The organism is Streptomyces griseochromogenes (assembly GCF_001542625.1).
In the GTDB taxonomy this organism is placed as follows: Bacteria; Actinomycetota; Actinomycetes; order Streptomycetales; family Streptomycetaceae; genus Streptomyces; species Streptomyces griseochromogenes.
In genome coordinates this window covers 10,566,669-10,586,204 of the sequence record NZ_CP016279.1, presented here as the reverse complement: position 1 = coordinate 10,586,204, position 19,536 = coordinate 10,566,669, and the positions used below count along the sequence as shown (strand labels likewise).

Genomic DNA, 19,536 nt, shown 5'->3' with positions numbered 1-19,536 from the left:
GGCGCCGCCACGCTGTCGCCCCGCACCTGCGCCGGGCGCCCTTAGGAGGAACGCACAACTTCCCCGCCCCCCGAGCTTCGGCAACCTTGCCATTAGGCTGACCCCCGTGAAGGTCCTCGTCATCGGCAGCGGCGCCCGCGAACACGCCCTGTGCCGCTCCCTGTCCCTCGACCCCGACGTCACCGCGCTGTACTGCGCCCCCGGCAACGCAGGCATCGCCGAGGTGGCCGAGCTGCGCCAGGTCGACGCGCTCGACGGCAAGGCCGTGGCCGCGCTGGCCGGCGACCTCGGTGCCGGCCTCGTCGTCGTCGGCCCGGAGGCCCCGCTGGTCGCCGGTGTGGCCGACGCCGTGCGCGAGGCGGGCATCCCCGTCTTCGGCCCCTCCGGGAAGGCCGCTCAGCTCGAGGGGTCCAAGGCCTTCGCCAAGGACGTCATGGCGGAGGCCGGGGTACCGACCGCGCGGTCGTACGTCTGCACGACTCAGGAGGAGGTCGCCGAGGCCCTCGACGCGTTCGGCGCGCCCTACGTGGTCAAGGACGACGGGCTGGCCGCCGGCAAGGGTGTCGTGGTCACCGACGACATCGAGGCGGCCAAGGCGCACGCGGCCGGGTGCGAGCGCGTCGTCATCGAGGAGTTCCTCGACGGCCCCGAGGTGTCCCTGTTCGCCATCACCGACGGGCAGAGCGTCGTGCCGCTGCAGCCCGCCCAGGACTTCAAGCGCGCCCTGGACGGCGACGAGGGCCCGAACACGGGCGGCATGGGCGCGTACTCGCCCCTGCCCTGGGCCGATCCGCAGCTGGTCGAAGAGGTGCTGCAGACGGTGCTGCAGCCGACGGTGGACGAGATGCGCCGCCGTGGCACGCCGTTCTCCGGTCTGCTCTACGCGGGGCTCGCGATCACCTCGCGCGGCGTCCGTGTCATCGAGTTCAACGCCCGCTTCGGCGACCCCGAGACCCAGGTCGTGCTGGCCCGCCTGAAGACCCCGCTGGCCGGGGTGCTGCTGGCCGCGGCGAAGGGCACCCTCGACGTCCTGGAGCCCCTGCGCTGGAGCGAGGACGCGGCCGTCACCGTGGTCGTCGCCTCCCACAACTACCCCGGCACCCCGCGCACCGGCGACCCGATCGGCGGCCTGGACGAGGTGACCGCCGAGGACACCCCGCACGCCTACGTCCTGCACGCCGGGACGAAGCGGGACGGTGGCGCGATCGTCAGCGCGGGCGGACGTGTGCTGTCCGTCACGGCGACCGGCCAGGACCTGGTCGAGGCCCGTGAGCGGGCGTACCGGGCGGTGGCCCGTATCCGTCTCGACGGCTCGCAGCACCGCACGGACATCGCGGCGAAGGCGGCCGAGGCGACGGCCGAGGCGTGAGGGCCGAGACACGCGGCCGGTGAAGCGGTCGGCCGCGTGCACCTCGAAGCCACCCGGGCCCCGGATGAGAATCCGGGGCCTGATCTTTGCTTTCTGTCACCCACCTCTGACCAAAGCCATTCCATCGAGTGAGCAATCGCCCATCCGGCTGACGGGGACCGAGGCCCCAACTAGGGTGCGGCGCAAGCGTTCCGGCACTTGGCCCACCGGCATTGCGATGTCAGTGGCGGGTGCCACAGTGGGGGAGTGAGCAACGCCAGGACAGCGCGGGACACGGCAGGGAGGGGGTGAGGTCGGCTCGTGAGCGGAATCGGTGTGGAGGCGGGCGCGCAGGCGGCGCGCTCCCGGGCCCTGGCCGTGCTGCGCCTTCGGAGCCGGGCGCTGGCGGTGGCCGTGCTGCCGGCGGCCGCCGAGGTGATCCTGCTGGCCGGCGGTTCCACCGGCCATCTCGTCGGTCCGGGCTGGGACGCGGCCCGCTGGGTCGTGGGCGTGCCCGCCGTGCTCGTGCTGCTGGCCGCCGCGGGCATCGCCCTGGTCGTGGCCCGCGCCCGCCCGGCCGTGAGCCCGACGATCCCGATCCCGGAGGCCTCCGCCCCGGATCTGTACCGGCTGGTGCGCGACCTCGCCGACCGCCTCGACGTCCCGGCGCCCTCGGCCATAGCGCTCACCCCGGACTGCGACAGCTGGCTGGAGGACCGGACCCATCCGGCCCACGGCCCGCCCCCGCGTCCGGCGCACGACGAGATAGCGGGCCCCGGACCGGGCTTCCGGGCACAGCGCCGTGCCGCCACCGCCCCTGTCCTCGTCATCGGCTCCCCGTTCCTGTGGTGGATGCGCGTCGGCGAGCTGCGCGCGGTCCTCGCCCCGGTCGTCGCCGGTACGGGCCCCTCGGCGCACCCGGACATAGCGGCCGCCCGCCGCTATGTGCGCGGTCTGGACGCGGCGGTGGCCGTCGCCATGACCTCCGGCCGCTGTGCCGTGACCCGCGGGGTGTGCGCCGCCCTCGGCTGGGTCGCGCGGCTGCTGCTGCGCGCCTGCCGTGAGCACGCGACCTTGATGGAGCGCGGGGTCGCGGCGGCGGCGGCCGAGCGCGCGCAGGCCGTGGACTACGGACTGCGGATCGTCGCCCAGGAGCAGGTCGGGCTCGCCTACGCGGGCTGGGACCGTCTGCTGACCAAGGTGGCGCTGCCCGCCTGGCGCATGGGCCGCTGGCCCTCCCGGCTGGACGCGGGCGTCGTGGCCGCGCTCACCGAGCTGTCCCGGCGCGACCGGCTGGCCGAGGGCTTCGCCTCCCGCCTCGGCGAGCGCCCCGCCTGCGACCTCCTGGAGGAGCCCGGCACGGTGGACGAGGCCGCCTCGCTGCTCGCCGCCCGTCTCTTCCACGGCGTCCCGGCCGAGTCCGGACCGGACTGGGCCCCGGTGGACTGGCAGGCGTATCCGGAGGAGGTCGTCGACCGGACCTGGCGCGCGGACGCGGCCCGGCTGCACCGCGTCCTGGACTCCCTCGGTGTCCGCCCCACGTTCGCCCCGGCCGCTTCCGGCCCCGGCGGCCCCACGCTGGCCCGCGTCCTGGACCACCTGACCGAGCCGGCCCACCCGGCGTGCGTCCGTCCCGGAGTCCCCCAGCCGGCCGCCCCGGACGAGGAGAGCGCCGGCGCCGCGGAGTACGGGGACGAGGACACCGGCTCCGGCACCGAGCGCGGCTCCGTCCTCGCCGCGGGCCTGAGCGCGGCGCTGGCCCGCGAGGAGGCTTGCGCACCGCGGGGCGCGACCGCCGCCGGACAGGCCCTGGGAAGCGAAAGCGCCCTGTGGGACGAGGGAGCCCTGCCGCTGTTCCCGCTCCAGCCCCCGCGCACGGCCCGGGAACTGCTCGCCGACCACGTCACGGCGATGGTGTGCTGCGCCGCCGTGGACACGGCCGGTGCGGCCCCCGCCCTGGACTGGCTGGACGGCCCCTCCCTGCTGCTCGGCGGGGAGAGAGCCCCCGATCTCGCACCCAAGGTGCTCAGCCTGATCGAGGAGGGAGACTCGGGCCCGCTGCGCGCCTGGCTGGCCGAGACCGGCATACGTCCGGAGAAGCCGGTGCGGCTCGTCTGACCCGGCCGGCCCACCCGGTGTGGTGACCGACCCGGCGACGTAGCGGAGCACCGTCTTCCACTTCAGGTCAATTCGCAACGAATAGTGACCGAGCCCGTGCGTTATGTGATGTGCTGGGATCGACCGCGCACATGGCAAAGGCATGCGACATACGACAGCGCGACCGAGCACGACCGACACAGGGCACGGGGGCATGAGGGAGGGGAGCGACCATGGCCTCGGATCGCATCCGCCGCTGGGAGTCCGGAGCACTCGCGCACGCCGTCACGGATCCCTTCGGCCAGGGCCCGGTTCCCTGGCTGCGTGGCAGTGAGACCTACTTCGACGACACGGGCCACGTCGTGCCCTGGTACGTCGACCCGAGTCCGCAACAGCCGGCCGGCGAGCGGCCGCGCGTCCCGGCGCCACGCCCGGCGGGTGCCGGCCCCCGCGCGGCCGACGATGTGCACCGCCAGATCAAGGGCTTCACCTCCACCGGTGCGGTCACGCCCGGGGAGGCCATCGACTTCCACATCACGGTCGACCCGCCGCAGCAGTTCAGCGTGGACATCTACCGGATCGGCCACTACGGCGGCGACGGCGCCGCCAAGATCACCACCAGTCCCCGGCTCTCCGGCATCGTCCAGCCCCAGCCGCTGGCCGCCGACCGCACGGTCTCCTGCCACCACTGGTGGCTCTCCTGGCGCCTCCAGGTGCCCTCCCACTGGAGCATCGGCGCCTATGTGGCCGTCCTCACCACCGCCGACGGCTACCGCTCCCACGTGCCCTTCACGGTCCGCGACGACCAGCCCGCCGACCTGCTCCTGCTGCTGCCCGACATCACCTGGCAGGCGTACAACCTCTACCCGGAGGACGGCCGCACCGGCGCCAGCCTCTACCACGCCTGGGACGAGGGGGGCCGGCTGCTCGGCGAGGCCGACGCGGCCACGACCGTCTCCTTCGACCGTCCGTACGCGGGCGCCGGCCTGCCGCTGCACGTCGGCCACGCCTACGACTTCATCCGCTGGGCCGAGCGCTACGGCTACGACCTCGCCTACGCCGACGCCCGCGATCTGCACGCCGGCCGCATCGACCCGACCCGCTACCGGGGCCTGGTCTTCCCGGGCCACGACGAGTACTGGTCCGTGCCGATGCGCCGCGCTGTGGAGGAGGCCCGCGACCGGGGCACCTCGCTGGTCTTCCTCTCCGCCAACACCATGTACTGGCAGGTGGAGTTGGGGCCCTCACCGTCCGGTGTCCCCGACCGGCTGCTGACCTGCCGCAAGCGCAAGGGCCCCGGAAAACCGGTGCTGTGGCGCGAGATCGACCGGCCCGAGCAGCAACTGGTCGGCATCCAGTACGCGGGCCGGGTGCCCGAGCCGCATCCGCTGATCGTCCGCAACGCGGGCCACTGGCTGTGGGAGGCGACCGGCGCGCACGAGGGGGACGCGATCGACGGCCTGGTCGCCGGCGAGGCCGACCGGTACTTCCCGCGCACCCCGCTGCCCGAGCACGAGGAGCGCATCCTCCTCGCGCATTCCCCCTACACCGACAACGACGGCGTTCTGCGCCACCAGGAGACGTCGCTGTACCGCGCGCCCTCCGGCGCCTGGGTGTTCGCCGCCGGCACCTTCGCCTGGTCCCCGTCCCTGGACCGCCCCGGCCATGTGGACCCCCGGATCCAGCGGGCCACGGCGAACCTGCTGGACCGCATCTGCAAACGCGACTGACACCCCTGACCGAAACCGATCGCCCCGATAAGGGAGAATCGAGGCACTTGGACAGAACCACGGGGAGGAACCGTGTCCGGATTCGTAGAAAAGCCCGAGCCGATCCAGGTTCCGGGCCTGGTGCACCTGCACACCGGAAAGGTGCGCGAGCTGTACCAGAACGAGGCGGGCGACCTCGTGATGGTCGCCAGCGACCGCATTTCCGCGTTCGACTGGGTGCTGCCCACCGAGATCCCCGACAAGGGCCGCGTCCTCACCCAGCTCTCCCTGTGGTGGTTCGACCAGCTGCGGGACCTGGCCCCCAACCATGTGATCAGCACCGAACTCCCCGAGGGCGCCCCGGCCGACTGGGCCGGTCGCACGCTGGTCTGCAAGTCGCTGAAGATGATCCCGGTGGAGTGCGTGGCCCGCGGCTATCTCACCGGCTCGGGCCTCGTGGAGTATGCCGAGTCCCGCACCGTCTGCGGTCTCGCCCTCCCCGAAGGTCTCGTCGACGGCTCGGAGCTGCCCGCCCCGATCTTCACCCCGGCGACCAAGGCCGAGGTCGGCGAGCACGACGAGAACGTCTCCTACGAGGAGGTCGTCCGCCAGGTCGGCGCGGAGACCGCGGCCCAGCTGCGCCAGGCCACGCTCGCCGTGTACTCCCGGGCCCGGAACATCGCCCGCGACCGGGGGATCATCCTGGCCGACACCAAGTTCGAGTTCGGCTTCGACGGGGACACGCTCGTCCTCGCCGACGAGGTCCTCACCCCGGACTCCTCCCGCTTCTGGCCGGCCGACCAGTGGCAGCCGGGCCGGGCGCAGCCGTCGTACGACAAGCAGTTCGTCCGCGACTGGCTGACCTCCGCCGCCTCCGGCTGGGACCGTAAGAGCGAGCAGCCCCCGCCGCCGCTGCCGCGGCAGGTCGTCGAGGCGACCCGGCAGAAGTACGTCGAGGCGTACGAGCGGCTGACGGGCAGCAGCTGGTCGTAGGCACGAGAAAAGGCCCCCGGGAAACCGGGGGCCTTCGCTGTGGAGCGGACGACGAGGCTCGAACTCGCGACCTCAACCTTGGCAAGGTTGCGCTCTACCAACTGAGCTACGTCCGCGTTGCGCCGTGGCGCGAGAGCAACTATACCCAACCTCGCTCCCGTGCGAGACGCACTGCCGTATGACGGTTCTCCGCGCCGAGCTTCGTGACGGCCGAGGAGAGGTAGTTCCGCACGGTTCCCGGGGACAGCGCGGCCCGCTCGGCGATCTCCGCGACCGGCGCCCCGTCGGCGGCCAGCTCCAGTACCTCGGCCTCCCGCGCGGTCAGCGGGGAGTCCCCGGCGGAGATCGCGTCGGCGGCCAACTCCGGGTCGACGTAGCGGTTTCCCGCGTGCACGGTGCGGATGATCTCGGCGAGCCGCTGCGCGCTGACCGTCTTCGGGACGAACCCGCGCACACCGGCCGCGAGCGCCCGCTTCAGATGCCCGGGCCGTCCGTGACCGGTGACGATCAGCACCTGGCAGGCGGGCAGTTCGGTGCGCAGGGATGTGGCGACCTTCACACCGTCGGCGCCCGGCATCTGGAGATCGAGCACGGCCACATCGGGCTGGTGCGCCCGTGCCATCGCCAGCGCCTCGGGACCGCTCGCGGCCTCCGCGACGACCAGCAGATCGTCCTCCAGGGAGAGCAGGGCGGCCAGCGCGCCCCGGATCAGATGCTCGTCGTCGGCGAGCAACAGCCGTACCGGGTTGCTCATGAGGTGACTTCGCTCGCTTCCTGCTTCAGGGGCACCTCGGCCACCAGCCGGAACCGGTCCTTGCCGACGAGCCCGGCCTCCAGCGTCCCGTCCACGGCGGCCAGCCGCTCGCGCAGCCCGGGGAGCCCGGAACCCCCACCCCCGTGGGGGGTTCCGGCCACCCCGTCGTTCTCCACCGTCAGCACCACACGTTCCTCCCGCATCCGCAGCCCCACGGCGCACCGTCCCGCGTCCCCGTGCCGCAGCACGTTGGTGGCCGCCTCGCGCACCACCCAGCCGAGCGCGGACTGCACCTCTGCGGGCAGCCGCGCGGCCTCGGCACGGACCTCGCAGTCGATCCCGGCGGCCATGAGCACGCCCTGCGCTCCGGCGAGTTCGACCACGAGGTCGGCCTCCCGGTAGCCGCGTATGACGTCCCGCACCTCGCGCTGCGACTCCTGCGCGATGCGCTGCACCTCGATCATCTGTTCCACGGCCTCCGGCCGCCCCCGCCGGGCCAGTTGCACGGCCAGCTCGCTCTTGAGGGAGATCACCGACAGGTTCCGCCCCAGCACGTCGTGCAGATCCCGGCCGAACCGCAGCCGCTCCTCGGCGACGGCGAGCCGGGCCTCGATCTCCCGGGCGCGTTCCGCCTCCCAGAGCACGGACAGGGTCCAGGCGCCGCAGCGGGCGGCCGCCAGGGAGAAGCCGGTGGCGAAGGCCGTCACGATCAGCGTGGCGAAGCTGCCGAGGCCGCTCGCGCGCACGGCCGCGAAGGCGGCCACGATCAGCGCGGCGAGGACCGCGGCCCGGCGCAGGAACGTGCGGACGGGCACGGTGAGCGCGTACGGCAGCCCGAAGGGCATGAGCACCGCGCCGATCGCGAGCCGGAGGGTGACCGCGTCGATCCCGTCGACCGTGGCGAGCGCCACGATCGCCGCGAGCGCCACGCCGAGCAGGACGGCCGGACCGCGCATGGCGCGTGCGGGCAGTTCGGCACGGGCGAGGTAGTGGTCGAGCGCGGGCCCGAGAACCCGGCTCGCCGCCGCGCACTGCAGGAGGGTCACGGCGAGCAGCAGCCCGCCGATCGCCACCGGCGCGAGCCGGTGGGCGAGCCCGCCGATCATCGGCAGCAGCAGCCAGCCGAGCGGGAGTACCCAGATGCTGCTGTGCCAGGTGACCATGCTCTGCAGCTCGACCCGCTCGGCCTTGCTGCGCTCCCGCCAGTGCCGCTGCTGCAGCCGCCGTATCCGCCCCAGCATCCGCGCCTCCCCCGTTCCTCAGCGCCGCGGTTCCCACCGGAACCACCGTCGTACAGCAAACACCGCCACGACGATCCAGGCCAACGCGGTCGCCGTCGCGCCGAGGGCCTGGGCGGCGCTCAGCTCCCCGGTCCAGCCCGCGCGGACCAGCCGGAGCGCGGGGGAGAACGGGAGGAAGTCGCAGACGGAGGCGAGCCGGTCGGGCAGGACGTCGGCCGGGACGGCGATGCCGGAGCCGATCGTCGAGACGAACACCAGCGGCAGCGCGGTGACCTGTCCGCTCTCGGTGGTCCGGGTGAAGGACGCGGTGAGCGCGGCCAGCGCGGCGCCCAGGACCAGCCCGGCCGCCAGACCCAGCAGGGTCAGATACGGCGCCTTGGGCGCTCCGGAGTGCAGCAGGGCCGCGCAGCCCGTGCACAGCAGCAGCGCCTGGGCGAGGCCGAGAGCGACCGCGGGCAGGGCCGTGCCGGCGAGGATCTCGGTGTCGGAGAGTTCGCCGGTGCGCAGCCGTTTGAGGACGAGTTCCTCGCGGCGGGCGGTGTAGGCGTTGACCAGGGAGGTGTAGACGGCGAAGAGGAAGGAGAAGCCGACCGCGGCCGTCATCATCACCGGGCCGATGCTCAGCCCCTCCTTCTTCAGGTCGATCTGGTCCAGGGCCGGCCGCATGCTGAACGGCAGCACGAGCGGCATGACCAGCGCGGTGAACACGACGCTGCGGTTGCGGCCGAGGAGGGCGAGTTCCGCCCCGGCCAGCGCCCGCAGACGGCGGACCGCCGGTGCCCAGGTGATGCTGCTCATGCCATGACCTCCTGCTCCTGTGCGATCCCGAGGAACGCCTCTTCCAGTGAGGCCGAGCGCACATCGAGGCGGCGCAGCTCGACCCCGGCCCGCTCGGCCCAGGCCAGTACCCCGGCGGCGGTCCGCTGGAGCTCGCGGGTGCGCAGCCGGACGAGCCTGCCGTCGCTCTCGTGCCCGCAGACCCCGAGGTCGGCCAGCGGCGGCAGGTCGCCGAGGAAGTAGCCGTCGGGCAGTTCGAAGGACATCCGGGAGGGCCGCCCCGCGGTGACCTCGGCGGGGGTCCCGGAGACGGCGATGCGTCCCTGGTGCAGGATGGCGAGCCGGTCGGCGAGGCCTTCCGCCTCCTCCAGGTAGTGCGTGGTGAGCAGCACGGTCGTGCCCGCGTCGCGCAGGCCGCGTACCAACTCCCAGGTGTCCCGGCGGCCTTCGGCGTCGAGCCCGGTGGTCGGCTCGTCGAGGAAGAGCACCTCGGGATCGCCGAGCAGCGCGAGTGCCAGGTCCAGGCGCCGCCGCTCACCGCCGGACAGCTGCTTGACCCGTACGCCGGTCTTCCCGGCGAGTCCGACCAGTTCCAGCACCTCCGCCTCGGGCCGTGCCCCGCTGGTGCAGCCCGCCCACAGCCGGGCGGTCTCGGCGACGGTCAGGTCGGACGGGAATCCGCCCTCCTGGAGCATCACTCCGGTGCGGGGGCGGACGGCGGCCCGCTCCCGGAAGGGATCGTGGCCGAGGACGCGTACCCGGCCCCCGGCCGGTGCCGCGAGCCCCTCCAGCAGCTCGACCGTCGATGTCTTTCCCGCGCCGTTGGTGCCCAGCAGGGCGAAGATCTCGCCGCGCGCCACGGAGAAGGTGATTCCGCGTACGGCCTCGAACCCGCCCCCGTAGACACGCCTGAGGTCGGTGACCTCGATCACGCGCTCGTGTCCGTGGTTGTTCATGACTTCAGCGTCCCGGTGGGCCGGGCGGAGCGGCAGTGCGCGGTGTCATCACGGGGCATGACAAATGTCAGCGAGGCGGAGGGCGCACGAAAAGACCCCGGTCCAGTGGACCGGGGTCTCATTCCCGAGCGGACGACGAGGCTCGAACTCGCGACCTCAACCTTGGCAAGGTTGCGCTCTACCAACTGAGCTACGTCCGCACTGCTCCCGATCGGCTCCCACCGATCGGTGCGAGCACCAGCCTACCTGATCCACAAGAGTGGTCGTGACCGATGCCAGAGCGGGTGACAGGAATTGCACACTGCGCCTTCCCCCTGGAAGGGGGATGTTCTACTACTGAACTACACCCGCACGGTCCGTGGGATCCGGCCTTTCGGCCTCGCCCCTCGGCGTGTCCCAGACATTAGCTGATCAGCAGGGGGGTTGCGCAAGTCGGCTCCCCCTCGGAGCCAAGTGAACGGCTCCCAGGGCCCGCTGACGGACCCTGGGAGCTGCCCCTTCGCGGGCTTCACTGCGCGGCGCTGAACGCTTCGTAGACCTTCTTGGGGATGCGTCCGCGCGCGGGTACGTCCATCTTGTTCGCCTGGGCCCAGGCGCGCACGGCGGCCGGGTCGGGAGCGACCTCCGTCTGCTTGTACGCCTTGCCGGACCGCGACCGCTTGCGGCCGGCCTCCACGTAGGGCGCGAGCGCCTTGCGCAGTTTTTTGGCGTTGGTTTCGTTCAGGTCGATCTCGTACGACTTGCCGTCGAGTCCGAAGGCGATCGTTTCCGCCGCTTCCGAGCCGTCGATGTCGTCAAAGAGAGTGACCACGACCTTTTGCGCCACGAATATCGGTCCCTTCGTGCGGCACGTCGATACAGCTCATCGGCGATGACGTGCCGAGTATCGGCTATTGCCAATTCATTTGTACAGTGCCCGGCAATGCAAAGTGAAGCCCGACTAAATCCGTCCGCGTGTCCTCGCGCAATAGGTGTCGTGGTCGGACCTGTGGAACTTTCCCAGAACTTTTGGTGAGGGCGCCCTCCTGTCACCCGATCGTGATGCGACTCACGTAGTTTCCTACAACTCTACCCGCGTAGAAATTTTGTACGGGTAGTCTGAAGGAACCTGCTCAGCACCACACACCGGGAGTGCCAGTGGCACGCGTCGTAGTCGACGTCATGCTCAAGCCGGAGATCCTCGACCCCCAGGGCCAGGCGGTCCAGCGTGCGCTGCCGCGCCTGGGTTTCGAAGGCATCTCCGACGTACGTCAGGGAAAGCGATTCGAACTGGAAGTTGACGGGCCGGTCGACGACGCCGCACTCGCCCGCATCCACGATCTGGCGGAATCCTTCCTCGCCAACACCGTGATCGAGGACTTCACCGTCAAGGTGGAAGAAGTGGCGGAGGCGGCCAAGTGACCGCTCGTATTGGCGTCGTCACTTTCCCGGGAAGCCTCGACGACCGGGACACACAGCGGGCGATCCGCCTCGCGGGTGCCGAGCCGGTCGCCCTCTGGCACAAGGACAAGGACCTGCATCAGGTCGATGCCGTGGTGCTGCCCGGCGGTTTCTCCTACGGCGACTATCTGCGCGCCGGTGCCATCTCCCGGTTCTCGCCGGTGATGGAGTCCGTGATCGAGCAGGCGAAGGCCGGTCTGCCGGTGCTCGGTATCTGCAACGGCTTCCAGGTCCTCACCGAGGCGCACCTCCTCCCGGGCGCGATGCTCGGCAACGACCACCTCCACTTCATCTGCCGCGACCAGAAGCTGCGGGTGGAGAACGCGGAGACGGCCTGGACCGGCGACTACCGCCAGGGCCAGGAGATCCACATCCCGCTGAAGAACATGGACGGCCGGTACGTCGCCGACGAGTACACGCTCGACAAGCTGGAGGCCGAGGGCCGGGTGGTCTTCCGGTACGTCGACTTCAATCCCAACGGCTCGCTCCGCGACATCGCCGGCATCACCAACGAGGCCGGCAACGTCGTGGGCCTGATGCCGCACCCCGAGCACGCCGTGGAGCCGCTGATCGGTACGGGCCGTACCGACGGTCTCCCGTTCTTCACCTCGATCCTCAAGAAGCTGGTGGGCGCATGAGCCGGACGCCTCTGGACACGGTCGAGCACGCGACCGCGACCCCCGACGTCGAGCTGCCCTGGGCCGAACTCGGTCTGAAGAAGGACGAGTACGAGAGGATCGTGGAGATCCTGGGCCGCCGCCCGACCGGCGCCGAGCTCGCCATGTACTCGGTCATGTGGTCCGAGCACTGCTCGTACAAGTCCTCCAAGGTCCATCTGCGCCAGTTCGGCGAGAAGGCCCCGCAGAGCGACGCCCTGCTCGTCGGCATCGGCGAGAATGCCGGTGTGGTGGACGTAGGCCAGGGGTACGCGGTCACCTTCAAGGTCGAGTCGCACAACCACCCCTCCTACGTGGAGCCCTACCAGGGCGCGGCCACGGGTGTCGGCGGCATCGTCCGCGACATCATCGCGATGGGCGCGCGCCCGGTCGCGGTCGTGGACCCGCTGCGCTTCGGCGCGGCCGACCACCCCGACACCAAGCGCGTCCTGCCGGGCGTCGTCGCGGGCATCGGCGGCTACGGCAACTGCCTGGGCCTGCCCAACATCGGCGGCGAGGTCGTCTTCGACTCCTGCTACCAGGGCAACCCGCTGGTCAACGCCGGTGCCATCGGTGTGATGCGGCACGAGGACATCCACCTCGCCAAGGCCTCCGGCACGGGCAACAAGGTCATCCTCTACGGCGCCCGGACCGGCGGCGACGGCATCGGCGGCGCCTCGATCCTCGCCTCCGAGACCTTCGACGACGCGAAGCCCTCGAAGCGTCCGGCCGTCCAGGTCGGCGACCCCTTCCAGGAGAAGCTCCTCATCGAGTGCACCCTGGAGGCCTTCAAGGAGAAGCTGGTCGTCGGCATCCAGGACCTGGGTGCGGCCGGTCTGTCGTGTGCGACGAGTGAGCTCGCCTCCAACGGTTCCGGCGGTATGCGCGTGACCCTGGACGACGTACCGCTGCGCGACTCCACGCTCTCGCCGGAGGAGATCCTCATGAGCGAGTCGCAGGAACGCATGTGCGCGGTGGTCGAGCCGGCGAAGGTCGACCGCTTCCTGGAGATCTGCGCCAAGTGGGACGTCATCGCCACGGTCATCGGGGAAGTCACCGACGGCGACCGTCTTGAGATCTACTGGCACGGCGGCAAGATCGTCGACGTCGACCCGCGCACCGTGGCCCACGAGGGCCCGGTCTACGAGCGTCCGTACGCCCGCCCGTCCTGGCAGGACGAGCTCCAGGCCGACGACGCGAACAAGCTTCCGCGTCCGGTGACCTCCGAGGAGCTGAAGGACCAGGTCCTGAAGCTGGTCGGCTCGCCCAACCAGGCCTCCAAGAAGTGGATCACCTCGCAGTACGACCACTTCGTCCAGGGCAACACCGTCCTCGCCCAGCCCGAGGACTCCGGCATGATCCGGGTGGACGAGGAGACCGGCCTCGGCGTGGCGATCGCGACCGACGGCAACGGCCGGTACGCCAAGCTGGACCCGTACACGGGCGCCCAGCTGGCGCTGGCGGAGGCCTACCGGAACGTGGCGACCACGGGCGCCAAGCCGCTCGCGGTCTCGGACTGCCTGAACTTCGGTTCGCCCGAGGACCCGGCGGTGATGTGGCAGTTCGCCGAGGCGGTGCGCGGCCTTGCCGACGGCTGCCGGCAGCTGGGCACGCCCGTGACCGGCGGCAACGTGTCGCTGTACAACCAGACGGGCGAGGCGGCCATCCACCCGACCCCGGTGGTCGCCGTCCTCGGTGTCATCGACGACGTCGCGCGCCGCACCCCGGTCGCCTTCCAGGAGGAGGGCCAGCTGATCTACCTCCTCGGCGACACGCGCGAGGAGTTCGGCGGCTCGGCCTGGTCGCAGGTGGTCCACGACCACCTCGGCGGTCTGCCCCCGAAGGTCGACCTGGAGCGTGAACGGCTGCTGGGCGAGATCCTGATCTCGGCCTCCCGCGACGGCATGATCGACTCCGCGCACGACCTGTCCGACGGCGGTCTGGTCCAGGCGGTCGTGGAGTCGGCGCTGCTCGGCGGCAAGGGCGCGCGTCTGGTCGTACCGGACGGGCTCGACGCCTTCACGTTCCTGTTCTCCGAGTCGGCCGGCCGTGCGATCGTCGCGGTGCCGCGCTCCGAGGAGGTCCGCTTCAACGACATGTGCGGTGCGCGCGGCCTGCCGGTCACGCGGATCGGTGTCGTGGAGGGCGCCGCGTCCGATGCGCATGCGGCAGTGGAGGTCCAGGGCGAGTTCACCCTCTCCCTGGCCGAGCTGCGCGAGGCACACGAGGGCACCATCGAGGCGCTGCTCGCGTAAGCCCGCGCTCGCCTCCGGCGAAGGCCCCGCCCGGACGTCCGGGCGGGGCCTTCCTCATGCGGCCAGGGTCTTCTCCGGCTGCCGCTCGGCCGCGACGGGACGGGCCTTCGGCAGCCGCAGGGCGAGGAGAAGGCACAGCGTCATCACCCCGGCCCCGCACAGGAACACCGTGTCCATCGCGGAGACGTACGCCGTCACGCCCGCCGTACGGGCCGCGCCGCGCAGGGCGGCGAGGGAGCCGACATCGCCCGGGCCGTCGTACAGGCGGTCGATGAGGCTGCCGAAGAGGGCGACGCCCAGGGCCATGCCGAGGGTCTGGAAGAAGCGGATGGCGGTGGTGGCGACGCCGAGCTGATGGCCCGGGGCCGCCTGCTGCACGAGCTGGATCAGCTGGCCGAGGAGCTGGCCGAAGCCGAGACCGACGAGGAGCAGGGCGCCGCGCAGCTGCCACAGCGAGGTGTGGGTGCCGGTGGTGGCCAGCAGCAGGAAGGCGGCGGTGGTGACGGCGGAGCCGCTGAGCACGAACGTCCGCTCGGACCAGCCGCGTTCGCCGAGCCGGCCCGTCGCGACGCCGACCGCCATGATGCCCGCCGCCATCGGGATCAGGTACAGGCCGGCGGCGGAGCTGTTGACGTGCCGGGCGAGCTGGAGATAGACGAGGACGTAGTACATCGCGCCGACCATCGCCGCGCCCATCAGCCCCTGGATCGCGAAGCCGAGCCGCAGTTCGGGTACGCGGAACAGCGAGGGCGGCAGGATCGGCTCGGCGGCGGTGAACTGGCGGCGCAGGAACAGGGTGAGGGCGCCGAGGAAGGCGAGGGCCAGGCCGAGGATCTGCGGGGACGTCCAGGCGTACTGCTTGCCGCCCCACTGTGTGATCAGCAGCAGCGCGGTGGAGAACGCGGCGGCGAGCGCGGCACCGGTGAAGTCGATCGCGCGGCTGGTGGTGTGCCGGGGGAGTTTCAGTACGACCACGCCGGCGGCCAGGGCGGCGATGCCGAGCGGCAGGTTGATGTAGAAGGCCCAGCGCCAGCTCGCATGGTCGGCGAGGAAGCCGCCGAGCCAGGGGCCCACGGCCATGCCGCCGCCCCCGATGATCCCGCCGATGCCCGCGCCCTTGTTCTTCTTCTCGCCGGGGTCCTTGAGCTGGGCGATCACCACCATCGTCACGCTCATCAGCCCGCCCCCGCCGACGCCCTGCAGGGCCCGCGAAGCGATCAGCCAGTCGATCGATCGGGCCGCGCCGCACAGCGCCGAACCGGTCAGGAAGGTGGCGAGGGCACCGAGGAAGACCCGCTTGGCGCCGAGGGCGTCGCAGAGCCTGCCGTAGAGCGGCAGCATCGCGGCCGAGGCCAGCGAGAAGGCGCTGGCCAGCCAGGAGATGTCGACGACGCCGTGGTCGGGATCGAGGTCGTGGACGATCGGGAAGCTCGCGGCGGACACGATCTGCGTGTCCAGGACGGCCAGGACGATCGTGACCAGGCAGGCGAGCAAGCCGATCTTGCGCTGGGTTTCGGTCATGGGCACCACCCTGCCCGGCGTTCATGTACCGAGTCAATATTTTATCCGGGCTTAGATTTGAGCCGAGCATAAAATTCATCTTGGTAAGGTGACCGCATGGCCGAAGAGCTGGGACTGCGGGAGCGCAAGAAGCGCGACACCAAGTGGCGGATCTACCGGACCGCGCTCGACCTCTTCGTGGAAAGCGGCTTCGACAAGGTGTCGGTGCAGGAGATCGCCGATGCCTCCGACGTGTCGAAGATGACCGTCTTCAACTACTTCGGTTCCAAGGAGGACTTGGTCTTCCACCCCATGGAGGAGCATTTCGGCGACGCGGCCCGCGCGGTGCGCGACCGGGGCCCGGGTGAGTCCGCCGTGGACGCCGTACGCCGGCAGTTCCTGGAGATGATCGAGGTCCGGGACCCCTCCGTCGGCCTGCACAGCGAGCCGTTCGTCCTCCTGGTGCGCCGGGTCGTCGAGGAGACGCCCGTGCTGCGGGAACGGGTCGTCGTCGCCGCTCAGCGGGGCATCCGGGCGATGACCGACCTCCTGGCGGAGGAGAGCGGAGACCCGGTGCTCGCCACGGTCGCCGCCACCACCCTCAGCGCCGCCCGCAACGCCCTGATCGAGGACCACCACCGCCGCCTCGCCGCCGGCGAGAGCCCGGAGGCCATCGCGGCCGGGGCCGTCGAACGCGCCCACCGCGCCTTCGACCTGGTGGAAAACGGCCTGAAGGGCTACGCCGTGAAGGCATAGGCTCACCGCCATGCCCCCGGCCAAGAAGCGCGCCCGCAGCTACGACCCCGCCAGGACCCGCGCCGCCGTCCTCGGCCAGCTCGGCGACGTACGGGAGGCCGTGCGAGGCCTCACCCCCGAGCAACTCGCCCTGCCCACGCGGCTCGGCGAGTGGACCGTACGCGAACTGATCGCGCACATCGGCATGGCGGTCACCGCCGTCCACCGCGCCCTGGAGAAGCCGGCCCCGCCGAAGCAGAACGTGACGGTCGTGCACTGGCCCTTCGCCACGGCCGGGAGCGCCCCGGCCATAGACGAGTTCACCCGCGGCCTCGCCTCGGACCACCCCGATCTCGACTCCTACCTCGCGGACGTCGAGGCGTCCCTGCGCACCCTCCTCGCCGAGCACCCCGGCACCCGGCTCCTGGAGACCAACGCGGGCGCGCTGCCCCTGGACGACTACCTCGTCACCCGCGCCGTCGAACTCGTCGTCCACACCGACGACCTCAACGCCGCGGTCCCCGGCCTGGACGTGCCGTACGACCGCCAGGCCCTCGCCGCCGCCACCCGGCTGCTCGCCGACGCGCTCGCCGTGAAGGCGCCCGGCGGCTCCACCGAGGTGCGGGTGCCGCCGTACGCCGTGGTGCAGTGCGTCGAGGGACCCCGACACACCCGGGGCACCCCGCCCAACGTGGTCGAGACCGACCCGCTGACCTGGATCCGGCTCGCCACCGGGCGGGTGGCCTGGGCGGACGCCGTCAAGCAGGCCAAGGTCAGCGCGAGCGGGGAGCGCGCGGACATCGGGGGCCTGCTGCCGGTCATGGCATGACGGAACCGGCGGCCCCGGCAGGCCGTCGAACCCCCATGAACCGGCACAAGCAGCACATGATCCTGACGGCGGTCGCGGTGCTCGTCCCGCTCACACTGGCCTGTGGCAGTGCCCGGAGCGGGGAGACCGCGCGGCCGGTGACCGGTGTCGACTGGCGGGTGGACGGCCTCACCGCCGCCGACGGCACCACCCGGGACGCGCCCGCCGCCGCACACCTGCGGATCGACACGGACGGGAAGGCGGCCGGCAACCTCGGCTGCAACCAGTTCGGCGCCCGGGCCACCGTGCACGGCGACCGGATCACCTTCGGCGACCTGCGCACCACCAGGATGGCCTGCGACCAGGACCGGATGGACTTCGAGCGGGCCCTGGCCCGCACCCTGACCACCGGCACGCTCACCGCAAGGTCCGATGACGGGAAACTGACGCTGACCGACGGCGACGGCGACCGGGTCGATCTCAGCCGACACGCACCCGAATGATGTGCGACACCTCACTCGCGCATACGGCGAGTGGACCCAAGGCCAGCGCCCGTCGACCCTCCGACGATGCGTCCGATCGCCCCAGAAACTCGCTGACCAGGGAAAACGAAGAAACCACCAAGGTGATCGACAAGCCCTGATCCGTTACGAGCGCGTATCCCCAATTCGGACCAGTGGTCGGTCTCGCCTACACTCGGTGGCGTGCCACGTGGTGACGGTCGACTCAATCACGATCTGCTCCCCGGCGAGAAAGGCCCCCAGGACGCGTGTGGCGTCTTCGGTGTCTGGGCTCCGGGCGAAGAGGTCGCAAAGCTCACGTACTTCGGGCTCTACGCCCTCCAGCACCGGGGTCAGGAATCCGCGGGAATCGCGGTCAGCAACGGCTCCCAGATCCTCGTCTTCAAGGACATGGGACTGGTCTCCCAGGTCTTCGACGAGACCTCTCTCGGTTCGCTCCAGGGTCATATCGCGGTCGGACACGCCCGCTACTCGACCACCGGTGCCTCCGTGTGGGAGAACGCCCAGCCGACGTTCCGCGCCACCGCGCACGGTTCCATCGCGCTCGGCCACAACGGCAACCTGGTGAACACGGCGCAGCTCGCCGAGATGGTCGCCGAACTGCCGAAGGACACCAACGGCCGGTCCGCCCGGGTCGCGGCCACCAACGACACCGACCTGCTGACGGCCCTGCTGGCCGCCCAGGTCGACGAGGACGGCAAGCCGCTGACCATCGAGGAGGCCGCGCACGCGGTGCTCCCGAAGGTGCGGGGCGCCTTCTCGCTCGTCTTCATGGACGAGCACACCCTCTACGCCGCCCGTGACCCGCAGGGCATCCGCCCGCTGGTCCTCGGCCGCCTGGAGCGCGGCTGGGTGGTCGCCTCCGAGACCGCCGCCCTGGACATCACCGGCGCCAGCTTCGTGCGGGAGATCGAGCCGGGCGAGTTCGTCGCCATCGACGAGAACGGCCTGCGAACGTCCCGATTCGCGGACGCGAAGCCCAAGGGCTGTGTCTTCGAGTACGTGTATCTGGCCCGTCCGGACACCGACATCGCCGGCCGGAACGTGTACCTCTCCCGGGTCGAGATGGGCCGCCGCCTGGCCAAGGAGGCCCCTGCCGAGGCCGACCTGGTCATAGCGACCCCGGAGTCCGGCACTCCGGCGGCCATCGGCTACGCGGAGGCGTCCGGCATCCCCTTCGGCGCCGGCCTGGTGAAGAACGCCTATGTCGGGCGCACCTTCATCCAGCCCTCGCAGACCATCCGCCAGATCGGCATCCGCCTGAAGCTGAACCCGCTGAAGGAAGTCATCAAGGGCAAGCGCCTGGTCGTCGTGGACGACTCGATCGTGCGCGGCAACACCCAGCGGGCGCTCGTGCGGATGCTGCGCGAAGCCGGCGCGGCCGAGGTCCACATCCGGATCTCCTCGCCGCCCGTGAAGTGGCCCTGCTTCTTCGGCATCGACTTCGCCACCCGTGCCGAGCTCATCGCCAACGGCATGAGCATCGACGAGATCGGCACCTCGCTCGGCGCCGACTCCCTGGCCTACATCTCCATCGACGGCATGATCGAGGCGACCACGATCGCCAAGCCGAACCTGTGCCGCGCCTGCTTCGACGGCGAGTACCCGATGGAGCTGCCGGACCCCGAGCTGCTCGGCAAGCAGCTCCTGGAGACCGAGCTCGCCGCCGGTCCGGCAGCCACGGCCGCGGCCGACGCGATCCGTCGCCCGTAACACCCCGCAGTACGACACGAAAGCTCTCACAGT

General features: G+C 71.3%; 17 protein-coding genes and 3 tRNA genes. 11 read left to right on the top strand and 9 right to left on the bottom strand.

Translation table 11 applies throughout. The features are described from left to right. Window positions 1–106 precede the first annotated feature (106 nt). The 4 genes from purD (at window position 107) to AVL59_RS46365 (ending at window position 6,147) form a co-directional block, all read left to right on the top strand. The gene (gene purD / locus AVL59_RS46380; RefSeq protein WP_067316437.1) at window positions 107–1,369 is read left to right on the top strand and encodes a phosphoribosylamine--glycine ligase; all 1,263 of its coding nucleotides are present in this window, start codon (window positions 107–109) and stop codon (window positions 1,367–1,369) included. Window positions 1,370–1,669: 300 nt separating this feature from the next. Next, complete coding sequence (locus AVL59_RS46375) at window positions 1,670–3,466, top strand: M48 family metalloprotease (RefSeq protein ID WP_067316435.1); 1,797 nt, start codon at window positions 1,670–1,672, stop codon at window positions 3,464–3,466. A gap of 212 nt (window positions 3,467–3,678) precedes the next feature. Then, entirely contained in the window at window positions 3,679–5,175 is a 1,497-nt protein-coding gene (locus AVL59_RS46370; protein WP_067316433.1) for a N,N-dimethylformamidase beta subunit family domain-containing protein, read from the top strand. Between the two features lie 72 nt (window positions 5,176–5,247). Beyond that, window positions 5,248–6,147, top strand: a complete 900-nt coding sequence (locus AVL59_RS46365) for a phosphoribosylaminoimidazolesuccinocarboxamide synthase (protein WP_067316432.1) — start codon at window positions 5,248–5,250, stop codon at window positions 6,145–6,147. 40 nt (window positions 6,148–6,187) lie between these two features. On the opposite strand, the gene AVL59_RS46360 is transcribed toward AVL59_RS46365, so the two are convergent. The 8 genes from AVL59_RS46360 to AVL59_RS46325 all read right to left on the bottom strand — a co-directional run bounded on the left by AVL59_RS46360 (window position 6,188) and on the right by AVL59_RS46325 (window position 10,701). Continuing rightward, window positions 6,188–6,263 (bottom strand) — tRNA-Gly (locus tag AVL59_RS46360). A 23-nt stretch (window positions 6,264–6,286) separates the two neighbouring features. Further along, window positions 6,287–6,901, bottom strand: coding sequence for a response regulator transcription factor (locus AVL59_RS46355; protein WP_067316430.1), 615 nt, complete (start codon window positions 6,899–6,901; stop codon window positions 6,287–6,289). Next, window positions 6,898–8,142, bottom strand: coding sequence for a sensor histidine kinase (locus AVL59_RS46350; protein WP_067316427.1), 1,245 nt, complete (start codon window positions 8,140–8,142; stop codon window positions 6,898–6,900). The genes AVL59_RS46355 and AVL59_RS46350 overlap by 4 nt, the downstream gene beginning before the upstream one ends. Before the next feature lie 18 nt (window positions 8,143–8,160). Then, window positions 8,161–8,940 carry an ABC transporter permease gene (locus tag AVL59_RS46345; protein WP_067316425.1) on the bottom strand — a complete coding sequence of 260 codons (780 nt, stop codon included), beginning with the start codon at window positions 8,938–8,940 and terminating at the stop codon, window positions 8,161–8,163. After that, entirely contained in the window at window positions 8,937–9,875 is a 939-nt protein-coding gene (locus AVL59_RS46340) for an ABC transporter ATP-binding protein (RefSeq protein ID WP_067316423.1), read from the bottom strand. Before AVL59_RS46340 ends, AVL59_RS46345 begins: the two co-directional genes overlap by 4 nt. 127 nt (window positions 9,876–10,002) lie before the next feature. Then, a tRNA-Gly gene (locus AVL59_RS46335) sits at window positions 10,003–10,075 on the bottom strand. 79 nt (window positions 10,076–10,154) lie between these two features. Further along, window positions 10,155–10,226, bottom strand: a tRNA-Gly gene (locus AVL59_RS46330). 157 nt (window positions 10,227–10,383) lie between these two features. Further along, window positions 10,384–10,701 carry a histone-like nucleoid-structuring protein Lsr2 gene (locus AVL59_RS46325; protein WP_031164632.1) on the bottom strand — a complete coding sequence of 106 codons (318 nt, stop codon included), beginning with the start codon at window positions 10,699–10,701 and terminating at the stop codon, window positions 10,384–10,386. 311 nt (window positions 10,702–11,012) lie between these two features. On the opposite strand from AVL59_RS46325, the gene purS reads away from it, so the two are divergent. Genes purS through purL form a run of 3 tightly spaced genes read left to right on the top strand, consistent with a single transcriptional unit; the run spans window position 11,013 to window position 14,226 of the window. Beyond that, window positions 11,013–11,276 carry a phosphoribosylformylglycinamidine synthase subunit PurS gene (gene purS, locus AVL59_RS46320; protein ID WP_019982969.1) on the top strand — a complete coding sequence of 88 codons (264 nt, stop codon included), beginning with the start codon at window positions 11,013–11,015 and terminating at the stop codon, window positions 11,274–11,276. Further along, the gene (gene purQ, locus AVL59_RS46315) at window positions 11,273–11,953 is read left to right on the top strand and encodes a phosphoribosylformylglycinamidine synthase subunit PurQ (RefSeq protein ID WP_067316422.1); all 681 of its coding nucleotides are present in this window, start codon (window positions 11,273–11,275) and stop codon (window positions 11,951–11,953) included. Before purS ends, purQ begins: the two co-directional genes overlap by 4 nt. Continuing rightward, window positions 11,950–14,226, top strand: a complete 2,277-nt coding sequence (gene purL, locus AVL59_RS46310; RefSeq protein ID WP_067316420.1) for a phosphoribosylformylglycinamidine synthase subunit PurL — start codon at window positions 11,950–11,952, stop codon at window positions 14,224–14,226. The genes purQ and purL overlap by 4 nt, the downstream gene beginning before the upstream one ends. 54 nt (window positions 14,227–14,280) lie before the next feature. On the opposite strand, the gene AVL59_RS46305 is transcribed toward purL, so the two are convergent. Next, the gene (locus tag AVL59_RS46305) at window positions 14,281–15,747 is read right to left on the bottom strand and encodes an MFS transporter (RefSeq protein ID WP_067316418.1); all 1,467 of its coding nucleotides are present in this window, start codon (window positions 15,745–15,747) and stop codon (window positions 14,281–14,283) included. Between the two features lie 96 nt (window positions 15,748–15,843). On the opposite strand from AVL59_RS46305, the gene AVL59_RS46300 reads away from it, so the two are divergent. The 4 genes from AVL59_RS46300 (at window position 15,844) to purF (ending at window position 19,503) form a co-directional block, all read left to right on the top strand. Further along, on the top strand, window positions 15,844–16,482 hold the full coding sequence (locus AVL59_RS46300) for a TetR/AcrR family transcriptional regulator (protein ID WP_067316417.1): 639 nt from the start codon (window positions 15,844–15,846) through the stop codon (window positions 16,480–16,482). 10 nt (window positions 16,483–16,492) lie between these two features. Further along, complete coding sequence (locus AVL59_RS46295) at window positions 16,493–17,290, top strand: maleylpyruvate isomerase family mycothiol-dependent enzyme (RefSeq protein ID WP_067316415.1); 798 nt, start codon at window positions 16,493–16,495, stop codon at window positions 17,288–17,290. Window positions 17,291–17,325: 35 nt separating this feature from the next. Next, on the top strand, window positions 17,326–17,772 hold the full coding sequence (locus AVL59_RS46290) for an META domain-containing protein (protein WP_067316413.1): 447 nt from the start codon (window positions 17,326–17,328) through the stop codon (window positions 17,770–17,772). A 201-nt stretch (window positions 17,773–17,973) separates the two neighbouring features. Beyond that, complete coding sequence (gene purF, locus AVL59_RS46285; protein ID WP_067316412.1) at window positions 17,974–19,503, top strand: amidophosphoribosyltransferase; 1,530 nt, start codon at window positions 17,974–17,976, stop codon at window positions 19,501–19,503. The last annotated feature ends 33 nt before the right edge of the window (window positions 19,504–19,536 follow it).